The sequence below is a fragment of the Streptomyces coelicoflavus genome, from assembly GCF_003112555.1.
Classification (GTDB): Bacteria; Actinomycetota; Actinomycetes; order Streptomycetales; family Streptomycetaceae; genus Streptomyces; species Streptomyces coelicoflavus.
Genome location: NZ_BEWB01000004.1, coordinates 321,546 through 333,387, shown reverse-complemented (window position 1 = coordinate 333,387; position 11,842 = coordinate 321,546). Strand labels below are relative to the sequence as shown.

Annotated in this window: 3 protein-coding genes; 1 reads left to right on the top strand and 2 read right to left on the bottom strand. The window is 71.2% G+C overall.

The features are described from left to right. Nucleotides 1-385: 385 nt before the first annotated feature. Nucleotides 386-1,915: a helix-turn-helix domain-containing protein gene (locus tag Sco07f_RS09865; protein ID WP_007445262.1), complete on the top strand. Its 1,530-nt coding sequence runs from the start codon at nt 386-388 to the stop codon at nt 1,913-1,915. Nucleotides 1,916-2,641: 726 nt separating this feature from the next. Here the strand turns inward: Sco07f_RS09865 and Sco07f_RS09860 are convergent. Both Sco07f_RS09860 and Sco07f_RS09855 read right to left on the bottom strand, forming a co-directional pair. Further along, complete coding sequence (locus tag Sco07f_RS09860) at nt 2,642-4,948, bottom strand: UvrD-helicase domain-containing protein (protein WP_108987586.1); 2,307 nt, start codon at nt 4,946-4,948, stop codon at nt 2,642-2,644. Continuing rightward, nucleotides 4,945-11,778: a DEAD/DEAH box helicase gene (locus Sco07f_RS09855; protein ID WP_108987585.1), complete on the bottom strand. Its 6,834-nt coding sequence runs from the start codon at nt 11,776-11,778 to the stop codon at nt 4,945-4,947. The genes Sco07f_RS09860 and Sco07f_RS09855 overlap by 4 nt, the downstream gene beginning before the upstream one ends. Nucleotides 11,779-11,842 lie beyond the last annotated feature (64 nt).

Here is an 11,842-nt window from a genome sequence, read left to right as displayed (position 1 = left end):
AGGCTAAGTTAGGTAACCCTTACCGTCGGACCGACAGCAGCGTGTGGCTGCGGCACGCCTCGGCAGATATCTCGATGTCGAGATAACTCTAGTACATAGGGGCGGCCCGGTCATGTCCGGGCGCCGTGTGGCGTACGCCCCACCCCGGGTGACCCGTACGGCCATGACTACGCCGGACGGGGGTATCCGATGCGGCGCCCTCACCGACAGCAAGCCGGACGTCGTACGACATCGATGGATTTGCCGGGACCTTTCGGCCGACGCCGCACCACGGCGAACCGGCACCGCCGATTCTCCGAACCTCCGACGAGGGAGGTTTGACCCCGCGTCACCCGAACGGACCCCCCGAGATGTGCGATCTCATATCTGAGATAGCCTCAACCCCATGGCAGACGACTACCTCGTACGCATCGGCCGACTCATCCGTGACGCCCGGCAGCACCGCGGCTGGACGCAGTCACAGCTTGCGGAGGCGCTCAACACCAGTCAGAGCGCCGTCAACCGCATCGAGCGCGGCAACCAGAACATCAGCCTTGAGATGATCGCCCGTATCGGCGAAGCGCTGGACAGCGAGATCGTCTCCCTGGGGTACGCGGGTCCGATGCACCTGCGCGTGGTCGGCGGCCGTCGCCTGTCCGGCGCCATCGACGTCAAGACCAGCAAGAACGCCTGCGTGGCCCTGCTGTGCGCCTCGCTGCTCAACAAGGGGCGCACGGTGCTGCGCCGGGTCGCCCGCATCGAGGAGGTCTACCGCCTCCTGGAGGTGCTCAACTCCATCGGCGTGCGCACCCGCTGGATCAACGACGGCACCGACCTGGAGATCGTGCCGCCGTCCGAGCTGGACATGGAGGCCATCGACGCCGAGGCCGCCGTCCGCACCCGCTCCATCATCATGTTCCTCGGCCCGCTGCTGCACCGCATGGACCGCTTCCGGCTGCCCTACGCCGGCGGCTGCGACCTCGGCACCCGCACCATCGAGCCGCACATGATCGCGCTGCGCCGCTTCGGCCTGGACGTCGCCGCGACCGAGGGCCACTACCACGCGGTGGTCGACCGCACGGTGCGCCCGGACCGCCCGATCGTCCTGACCGAGCGCGGCGACACGGTGACGGAGAACGCCCTCCTGGCCGCCGCCCGCCACGACGGCGTCACCGTCATCCGCAACGCCTCGTCCAACTACATGGTCCAGGACCTCTGCTTCTTCCTCGAGGCCCTGGGCGTCCGCGTCGAGGGCATCGGCACCACCACCCTCACCGTGCACGGCATGCCGGTCATCGACGCCGACGTGGACTACTCCCCCTCCGAGGACCCGGTCGAGGCGATGAGCCTGCTGGCCGCCGCGGTGGTCACGGAGTCGGAGCTGACGGTGCGCCGGGTCCCGATCGAGTTCCTGGAGATCGAGCTGGCGGTCCTGGAGGAGATGGGCCTCGACCACGACCGCACGCCGGAGTACTTCGCCGACAACGGCCGAACCCGCCTGGTGGACCTGACCGTCCGCCCCTCCAAGCTCGAAGCGCCGATCGACAAGATCCACCCGATGCCCTTCCCGGGCCTGAACATCGACAACGTCCCCTTCTTCGCGGCCATCGCGGCCTCGGCCCAGGGTCAGACCCTCATCCACGACTGGGTCTACGACAACCGCGCCATCTACCTCACCGACCTGAACCGCCTGGGCGGCCGCCTCCAGCTCCTGGACCCCCACCGCGTCCTGGTCGAGGGCCCCACCCGCTGGCGCGCCGCCGAGATGATGTGCCCGCCGGCCCTGCGCCCCGCCGTGGTCGTCCTCCTGGCGATGATGGCGGCCGAGGGCACGTCGGTACTGCGCAACGTGTACGTCATCAACCGCGGTTACGAGGACCTCGCGGAGCGGCTGAACTCGATCGGGGCGCAGATCGAGATCTTCCGGGACATCTGAAAACTCTGAGAAGAGAGTAGCGTTGAACCCGCCCTGAACTGCAGAAATGCGGGACGGGAAGGGTCTCCGCTTCGTCTGTGGGACTTCTCAGGGACTTTCGGGCCGGGCCGAGGAAATGCGGACGCGGTTGCCGAGGGTCTCGCGCTGTACCGGAGAAGCTCCGACGACGTCTGCCGGAGGCGGACGAGTTGCACGGCACATGCCGGGGCTGCACACGCGGCTCCGGCAGATGTGATCGCGATCTTTCGTTGGATGACTGTGAGGGCGATTCACGAGGTGGTGTGACCGCAAGGCGTGCCACTGGTGAGGACTGCGAGACATGGGCATAGTTGGCGCCCAGGCCCCAACTCGCGACTGCCCGGAACACGCGCACATGCACGGGTCTCAACGGCGAGTGGCCCGCCTCGCGCCTCTCACAACAGTCACGAACTCCAGGCACGGACGAGAGCCATCACGCCCAACGCCAAGATGGCCCCGCACCCCACGGCTATCCATCCCATCGAGCCGCCTCCTCGCATCGAGTATCAGAGTCTCCGCACAGAGGGTGAACGTCTGTACCGTCGACGGTACTTTTCGCGTTCCCGAGCCTCGGCCCCGGGCGTCAGGCTGCCTGCATCGGAAATCGAAGTCAGCCTCATACAGCAGGCTTCTCGTAATCTCCAGATCCAGGACCTCAGCCAGCCACCGGATGTAGCTACAGCGGCCGCGCCTGGTCGAGCGTGCGCCTCAGGTACCGTTTCGATGCGGGAGCAACGGCGCCAGGAAGCGACTCGGTTCTCCGTGCCAGGTGATGGCAAGGGCGTCACGGGCGCGGGTGGCCGCGACGAAGAGCAGCGAGCGCGCCCGGTGCAGCTCTCGCCGATGGCGGCTCGGGTCGGTGTGCTCCCACGTGTCCACGGAGGTGCGGGGGACGAGGCCCTCGGCCACCCCGGCGATGATCAGGCAGCGGTACTCCAGTCCCTTGAAGCGGTACATGGTGCCAATGTGGACGCCCTGATCACCGCGCGGCCCGTCCTGCGTGATCTCGGTCGGGGTGATGCCGCGCCGGGTGAGGCGTTCGGCGAGCTGGGTGACCATGTCGTTGGTCGGGACGCAGATCGCCGTGGACTCGCGGGGCACGTCTTGCCAGGCCCGCAGCTGTTCCACGACGAGGTCCATCTCCTCGTCCCAGCTCCGCGCACCGCGCAACGACGGAGCCGGGCCGTGCAGGACCGAGCGGTACCCGGCGAGGGTGTCGCTGTCACCGTCCAGGTCGTCGTAGTCGGCGTCGCCCAGCACCCGGATCGCGTCGCGGAGGATCTCCCGGGTCGTGCGATAGCTGAGGGTCAGCCGGGAGGACCGGCCGCGGATGTGGACACCGAGGCTGCCGAGGGTGACCTGGTTGTCGTAGATCCGCTGGTGCGTGTCGCCCACGAGGAAGATGTCGTCGGCCTCGGACGGCGCCATGGAGCGCAGCATCTTCCAGTGGGCGGCGCTGAGGTCCTGGGCCTCGTCGACCACGATGTGCCGGTACCGATGGCGCAGTCGGGCGCCGGAGCCGGCCTCGACGTGGAGGTTGTCCAGGCCGCCGCGGTCCTCGCGTTCCTGTGACCGTCTGTCGATCCTCGCCCTGCGGGCCATCTCCAGGCGCGCCGCCCGTTCGGCGACCTGGCGGTGGGTCTCCAGCCCCTTGGTCTCCAGCCGTTGCGTGAAGCGTTCGGCGAGTTGCCAGATGCCGGCGCGCTCGGCGCGGGTGACGCTGCGCCCCCTGCCGGCGCGCCGCACGGTGAAGTAGTCGCTCCGGGAGGCCACGGCCTGGCCGAGGATGACCTGGTTCCATTCGTCGCTGAGGAACTCGGCGCTCCAGCGGGTCTCTCCCGCCTCCACCAGCAGGTCTCGCCACTCGCGGAGCGCCGCCGTGTCGTCGATGCGCCGCTTTGCGTTGCCCGGGTCGGCCTCGCTGACGATGCGGGTGGCGAGTTGGTCGACGTGCGCGATGTCGACCCTGGCCAGTACGTCGGGTCCGCCGAGGGAGAGGAGCCGGGAGCGGAGGTCGGCGGCAAGGTTCCGATTGAACGTGGTGAACAGGACAGGCTTGGTGTGGCCTGGTGGGAGCTGTCGCACCAGATGGCAGACACGGTGGAGGGCGACGATGGTCTTGCCCGTTCCCGGGCCACCACCGACCCGGGCCGGGCCGGAGTAGCGCCGGTGGACCAGCTTCTCCTGGGTGGGGTGGAGGAAGATCTTCCAGCGCCCGAAGTCGCCTTCCTCCAGGATGCTCTGCAGGAACTCGTCGTCGGTGATCGCCACGGTCTGTGAGCGGTCGACGGCTGCCTGCCAGTCGGCGGGGTCGAGGTTGCTCTCCGGCTCTTCGACCGCGACGGGCGCGGTAACCTCGTCCATGACCGTTTCGTAGGAAGCACCGTCGCGCAGCCGGAGGAGGACCTCCCCGGTGTGGCGGGGCGCGTACTCGGCGAGGCCGAGCAGTTCGTCGTCCGTGGTGAGTTTCCGGACGATGGGGATGAGCGGTTCGGCGACGCCGAGATCGGCGAGCTGCTCGTCGGTGTAAGTCCCGAAGAGGGGTTCTTCCGGCTCCTCCAACGGCTTCGGAGGGGCCGGTTCGGGAGCGGGCACGGGCGTCGGAGCCGGGACTGGAGCGGCGGGCGGGGTGAGTCCGCGGCGCAGCACGCTCTCCTCGACGACCTGGAGGTCGACGTATTCGATGGCGCCGGTGATGTGGTTGATGCCGTAGTTGAGCCGGTCCAGGTTCTTGTGGACGTGGCTGCGGTGCTTGACCGAGACGAGCAGCCAGTCGTCACCGCCGAGGCGAATCATCAGGGCCCGCCACTCGCGGTTGACGCGTGCCGACCAGAGACGGTCGTGGCCTTCCAGCTGCTTGAGGTTGAATCCGCCGGCGTCGGGGTTGCGGCGGAAGTCGTGCTGGAACTTGTAGAACGCCCCGAGGACCGCGCGGTCCAGTTTGACGATCTCCTTGTCGGCCTTGTCCAGCAGGCGCAGCGTCACGCCCGTCCTCGGCGCGCCGGTGACCGTCATCGCTCGTTCTCCTCGTGGTCGTGCGTTGCTCTGTCCGCGTCGTGGCCGGCCAGCGCGGCGAGTTCGTCGAGGTCCCATTCCACCGCGGTACGGACCTGCCAGCCCGCGTCCCGGTAGGCCCGGTCCCGTTGTTCGGCGTCGATGTCGCGTCGGGTGGCGGGGTCCGGTCGGTGCGCGAGGACGATGCCCACGCGGGGGCCGGGCCAGGCGAGTTCGGCGGGCCAGGCGGCCGTTCCCAGTTCGTAGCCGGCCTCCGGGGCGGGCAGGCCCCGGTCGGCGAGCGCCCTGGTGAGGGCCAGCAGGCCCGGCTCGTCGACGAGGTACTCGATGACTTCGTCCCAGGCGGGGTCGCGCACGGCGGCCGGAGCCTCCTCGGAGCCCTGCCCCTCCGCGACCGGCTGCCGCCCGAGGACCGACTGCGATCCGGCGATCGGCTGCCGTCCATCCGGAACAGATTCCTGCCGGTGCCGCCGTGAGCTGAGCCATCCAGCGCCGCCGGTGACCGCCAGCTCGGCCGGGTCGAACGCGGGGAGCATGCCGGTCGTGAGCTGGACCCCGTCGCCCTCCCCGGCGTCGAGGAACTGAAGCAGGTTGCTCCAGTAAAGCCACGCCTGCCAGCGTCTGCGGTGGGCGGTCTCGTCGGCGTTGACCGTGTCCGCGCTGTCGTCGAGGACGGTCAGCGCCGTCCAGGCAGCCGCGCTCTGGCCCCCGCGCAGGTCGAGCGCGATGGTGAGCGGGCACCCCGAGGCGTCCCGCGTCGCCATGACCTGGACGGCGCCCTGTCCCTGGGCCAGCCGGTGACCGTGCAGCGCCTCGCTGATCCTGCGCCCGGTCTCCTTGCCGGCGGCCAGGGCCCTGCTGGTCGCCGACACGGCGGCGAAGCCCGCGAGGGCGCTCTGGGTGCGGCGCCGCCAGGCGTCGGGGTCGGGGTCGGTGAGGTAGCCGATGAGCGTCTCGACCGGGTTGGCCCACACCAGCCTCGGCAGGTCGCGGGTGTCTCCGGCGTGCATGCGCCGGTGGACGTCCATGGCTGTCTGCTGCGCGGTGTTCGGATACGGCTTCCACGGCGGGTCGGCCCGGGGCGTGGTCCGGCCGGTCCAGGCCTGTACGTCGTCCCAGGTGAGCTGGAAGACCTGCCAGCCCTCCGCGCGCAACCTGGCGCGCTTGACGGCGTCGACCTCGGCGGTGAGGTGCTCGGGACTCGCGTGGTAGCGGTAGCCGTCGAGGTAGACGGCTACCCGGTGGTCGTCGTCGGTGCTGCGGAAGACCACGTCCGGCCGGGTGTAGTCGAGCGGGGTCTGGGTTTCCATCTGCCAGCCGCGGACGGTGCCGTCGGGCGCGGTGAAGCGCAGGGTCGTGTCCCGGGTGCCGTCGGGGGTGAGAGCGGTGCGGACGCTGACGTCGTCCACGCGCTCAGCCCATTCGAGCAGCCCGCGCCGGAAGAGTGCCTCCAGCTCGCTCTCCACCTGGTGCACCAGGGTGATGTCTCGAGCGGTGGCCACCGGTCCGACGCTCCAGTGGTCCGCGGTGCGACCGAACAGGTCGCCGAGCATGTCGAGGGCGTGCTCGCGGGAGACGAGTTCGTACTCGCCGTCGGTGACGTGCCGCAGCAGGCAGCGGTGGCACGCGGGCCGGCCCTGGCCGACGCACACGCACGTCTCGATGACCTGCCGGGCTTCGTCCAGGACGCCCTTGAGGCCCTCCCGGCCGGCGAGGCGGTGCAGGTAGCCGGTGCCGCCGGGGAGCGTGTCGTACAGGACGAGGAAGTGGCGGCGGAGCGGGGTCTCACCGCGTTCCTCGGGCATGGAGTCGGTGACGACCGCGAGATGGTCGGGGTCGCCGCCGTAGCTGCGGGCGATGCCGGCCAGCAGCAGCGCCTTGAAGGACGCGAGCCGTTCCCGGGTGTGGGCGGTGACGGCGGGGATGAGGATGCGCAGTGCGTCGGTGCGCAGTTCGTAGGCGAGCAGCACCCGCTCGCCGCGTCGTACGGCGTCGGCTCCGGCGCGCCGTCTGGGGCACCACGGCCGGTGGTACTTGGCGTGTGCCGAGGAGTCGCCGGCGTCGTGCGCGGCGGGTCCGCCGTCCGGGTCGGCGTAGCCGCAGGCGTCGCAGACCCAGAAGGGGTTGAGGCGGACCTCCTGTCCGGCGAAGGCGGTGTCCGCACCGCCGTCCACGCGGGCGGCGCCGACATTGAGGTGCCGGACGTGCGCCTGCCGGGTGAACTCCCAGCCGAAGGTGGCGTGTTCGTGTTTCCAGGCCTGTTCGACGTCGTCGGCGTCGATGTCCACGGCGGGGACGACGGTGTAGTGGCGCCGCTCCCGTTCGTCTCTGTCGTCGCGGACGCGGACGTCGTCGCGTTCGTCCCGGGAGGTGACGCGGCGCGGCACGAGCACCTTGTGCAGGCAGCCGACGTCGCCGATGGCCGCGGACCGGCAGCGGGGGCAGGAGGACGCGTCGTCCTCGGCAAGGTGGGTGCGGACGTGGCCGCAGTCGGGGCACACCCGCCACCAGAGCCAGGCGGGACGGCCGGGCCCGCCGATGTCCACTCCGGTGACGCGGTGCTTGTAACCCTGGACGTAGTAGTGGTTGCCGGGCGCGAACTCGGTGAGGGCGAGGCGGGCGGGGCGGCTGTGGCGGAGGGTCTTGCTGTGGTTCTCTCGGCCGCCGTCGGCGGTCTTCTCGGTCCAGGTGAGGGTGGCCTCCAGCTCGGTGGCCGAGTCGATGAGGCTGTAGTTCGGCAGCAGGCCGAGGTCGACCAGGGCGCCGTGCGCGGTGGTACGGCTGATCTCCCGGGAGATGCGGCCTACCTCGCGCCGCTCGGCCCGCAACTCGCGCCCCTGCCGTGCGTGGTCGGGGTCGCCGGCGACGAGCAGCCCGTGCGCCCGGTCGATGGCCTCGGTGCGGCGCTGGAGGTCCGCGCGGCGCTCCTCCCAGCGCCTGCACGCGGCGACCAGAGCGCCGGCCAGTCCCTCCTCGCCGGGGTCGGTGGCGTAGGCGGTGAGGGCGGTACGGGCCTGCGGGCTGACGCCCGTGCCGCGGCTCTCGTCGTACGGGGGGAACAGGTCCAGGAAGCCCCGGACGAGTCGTTCGCCGTCGGCCAGCGCGGCCTCGGTGAAGTCGGCCTGCCAGGCGGAGGCGCCGAACAGTTCGGTGGCCCGCCCGGGCAGCGGGCGCAGCGGTGTCCCGTCGGGGGCGGTCAGCCGTCCGGCGCCGGCGAGGTCGAGGAGGTGGGCAAGGTACTGTCGGCGCAGGATCTCGGCCGCGGACAGGTAGCAGCCGGGCGGCCGGACCTCCCCGGCGATCATGAGGCGGGGTTCTTCGAGGTAGTAGCGGTCGCGCGGCCCCCGGTCGACCATGGTGAGCAGGTAGGCGTTGCCGGTGGAGCGGCCCGCGCGGCCCACCCGCTGGATGTAGTTGGCCGGTCCCTTGGGCAGTGAGGCGAGGACGACCGCCGAGAGGTCGCCGATATCGATGCCGAGTTCGAGGGTGGGGGTGCAGGACAGGACCTGCGGGTTGGCGTAGTGGACGCGGGTGCCGTCGCGGAAGGCCTTCTCGACCGCCTCGCGCCGGGCGCGGCTGAGGGTGCCGGTGTGTTCGGCGGTGTTGATGGTGAAGACGCCGGCCTCGCGGTACATGCGCCGGTAGAAGTCGTCGGTGTAGTCCCGTTGCCTCAGTCCGCTGTCCAGGTCGCGGCCGGTGCCGAGAGTGCCGCCGCAGCGGTAGCGGGGGCAGGGCTGACCGTGCCACTGGCCGGCCAGGTCGGGGTGGATGGTCTGTTCCCAGAAGCAGCGCGGGCAGTGCGCGGTGGCGTCGGGCAGCGTGTCGTCGGCGAGTCTGCGCACCCGGATGTGGCCGGGCTGGAGTCCGTAGACGCGGGTGGCACCGTCGAGCGCGGTGCGCGCGGAGACGACACCGACCTCGGCGAGCGCAGGCAGCAGCCGACTCAGGAACGTGGCGGCGGCCTCCGGGCGCAGGCCCAGGGAGCGTACGGCCCAGTCCTGGTACCAGCCGAGCCGTCCGGTGAGGACGTCGAAATCCTCGCTGCCCTGCTTGGGGCTGCCCAGCAGGAAGGCGGGCGCGGAGACCCCCCGGGGGAAGGCGGGCATCCCGTTCTCGCGTCCGCCCCAGATCGCCCATCGACGGACCCCGGCCTGGTCCAGCCAGGGGTCCAGCCAGGCGTGCCGGACAGCTCCCCGGATGCGCATGCGCTCCAACAGACCCCGGACGAAGCCGATATGCCGGTTGTATCCGGGCACGGACCCGTCGGGCAGGGCGATCTCTCCCGGCGTGGTGAGGAGTGTCTCCCGTACGAGTTCCGCCACGGCGTCGGGGTCCTGGAGGGGCACGTCGGCGGCGACGGTGCGGGTCAGTTCCAGGGTGCGGCCCTGCCTGGAGCGCAGGCCGAACTCCATCACGGTGGCGAACGCCAGGCGTTGCGCGATCAGTTCCCAGGTGGGCCGGGAGCCGCGGCTGCGGCCGGAGAGCAGCGTGTCCACACCCCTGACCAGGTGCAGGTCGGGTGGGATGACGGCGGCCTGTACGGCCTTGCTGTCGACGACGTCCGCCATCAGGTCGGCGGCCAGGTCGTTCAGCGTGATCGGCTCGTCCTCGTCGATGCGGCTGGCGAGCAGAGCACGGAGCGAGAAGGTGTACGAGCGGCTGGCGACGTATCCGGCGCGGTGGGCGGCGTCCTGTACGGAGTCGTTGAAGAGGAGGGTCTTGTCCTCCCCCAGGTTCTTGTCGAGTTCGCCGCCGGTGAAGAGCTGGGTGACGGCGGCGGCGGCGAGCGCGGCGAGGCCGGTGCCGAGGTAGCGGACGGAGTTGAAGGTGCGGCAGGCGGGGCACTGGTCGCGTTCGGCGGCCCGGTCGCCGTCGAGGTCGGCGTGGACGAACGCGGCGTTGTGAAGGGTGCGTGGTCGGCGCGGTCCCTCGCCGTCCGTCGGGGCGGTGAAGTCGGCGTCGGGTGACAGGGGCCGAAGCCGCCCGCCGTGGCCCTCCAGCACCATGACGGAGGGGCCGCCGCGCCGACGCTCCGCCCCCGCCCCGAAGGCGGCCTCGTGCACCTCTCGCGAAGTCGCGGCGATCATGTTGCGCACCCGACGCTTGTCCCGGCCGACGGAGGCGCGGCGGATCTTCGTGGCGTTCAGTTCGAGCTCGGCGGGGTCTACCTCGGGCGAGTACGCGGCCCAGCCGGACCGTCCGCACTCGCGGCAGAACACGGCCGGCAGAAAAACCTCGGCGGGCGGGGGCGCGCTGTCGTCGGCCGGTACGGCGGCCTGCTCGGCGGCGTCGAGGGGTACGGCGGGTCCCTCCCCGTCGTACGGGGACGGCTGGGCGGCCGGGCCGGGGTCCTTGCGGGTCAGCGCACCGCCGGAGGTCACCCGTTCGTCGTCCCAGCGGAACTCGGCGCGGGCGGCGCTGATGCCCCGCAGCACACGGGAGACCGAGCGTACCCAGTGGTGGATCTCGATGGACAGCAGCGGCCGTCCGGGGTGGTCCGGGTCTCGGGCGTACGAGAGGAGGGCGATGTACCGGGCCAGGCCCTGGGCGGCGACCCGCGGCTGCTGCTGCACGGCCATGCCCCAGTGGTAGGCGTAGCGGGGCAGCACCTCGGTGATCTCGGCGATCGTCCTGGGCGTGCCGTCGAGAATCTCGAGGACGGCGGCGGTCAGCCGGTGCCGGCGCAGCACGGCCCCGAGATCCTCCGGGCTCGGCCCGCTCAGCCCGGTGAAGGCGGTGACGAGGTCGTCCATCGCGCCCGCGTCGCGGGTGGGGTCGCCGAGTCCGGCGACCTCTTGGGGCGAGGGGAACGGCAGGCTGAAGTCGCTCTCGCCGGTGAAGTCCTTGGTGGAGCGCCGGTCCTCCCCGACGACCGCGTCGGGCGGGAACGGCACGCCGAAGACCTGCTCGGCGACTTCCAGCATGCCGGGGCCGCCGCCGGGGCGGGCCGCCGCGCCCCGCGCGCCGCTGTCGGTGGCGCCGGTGCCGTTCTCGCCGAGGGTGGCCGACGTGGCGACGGGGCAGACCGGCCCCAGTGGCCGTCCGGGTTCGGCGAGCCCGGTGACCGAGCCGAGGCGGCGCAGCAGCATGGCGACGTCCGTGCCCTGGGCGCCGTCGTAGGTGTGGAACTCGTCGAGGACGACGTAGGCGAGCGCCGAGTCCTGCCACAGCCGCTGGTCCTCGGGCCGTTGCAGGAGCAGGTCGAGCATCTTGTAGTTGGTGATCAGGATGTCCGGCATGGTCCGCCGGATCTCGTCCCGGTCCACGGTGATCGCCGGATTGGCCTGCTTGAACTCCTGCGACGGCCGGTCCCCGATGTAGAGCCCGGCGCCCACCCCGGCCTCCCGCAGCCGGGTGTCCTTCGGGTCGTTCAGCCGCTTGCCGATGCGGTGGGCCTGGTCGGTGGCCAGGGCGTTCATCGGGTAGAGCAGGATCGCCTTGACGCCCTCCTGCCCGGCCAGCCGCTGGCGGTAGCAGTGGTCGAGGATCGGGACCAGGAACGACTCGGTCTTGCCGGATCCGGTGCCGGTGGTGACGAGGGTGGGCCGGGCCGTGCCGTGCAGGGTAGACAGCCGCTCCCAGGCGGCTTCCTGGTGCCGGTACGGGGTCAGCTCGGGGTGCCAGGTCAGATGCCGCTTCCAGTCCGTGCCGACGGCGGTGCGGAAGGGGGTACGGACGCGGAGGTAGGGGCCGCGGAAGATGCCGTCCTCGGGGTCGCCCAGGAAGTTCTCCAGGGCGCGGCGGGTGCTCTCGTCGGCCAGCGCGTACGTCGTCGCGAGGTACTGGCTCAGGCTGGCCCGTACCTGGTCGGCGGCGAGAGTGGGACGCACGCGCGGTCCTCCTTGGTGCGGATGGTTCCGGCGGGCGGCCGGTCAGGGGCCTACGTTAGCCGGG

Coding starts and splice junctions, on each gene's coding strand:
- Sco07f_RS09860 (WP_108987586.1), bottom strand. CDS start 4,948: ATGACGGTCACCGGCGCGCCGAGGACGGGCGTGACGCTGCGCCTGCTG.
- Sco07f_RS09865 (WP_007445262.1), top strand. CDS start 386: ATGGCAGACGACTACCTCGTACGCATCGGCCGACTCATCCGTGACGCC.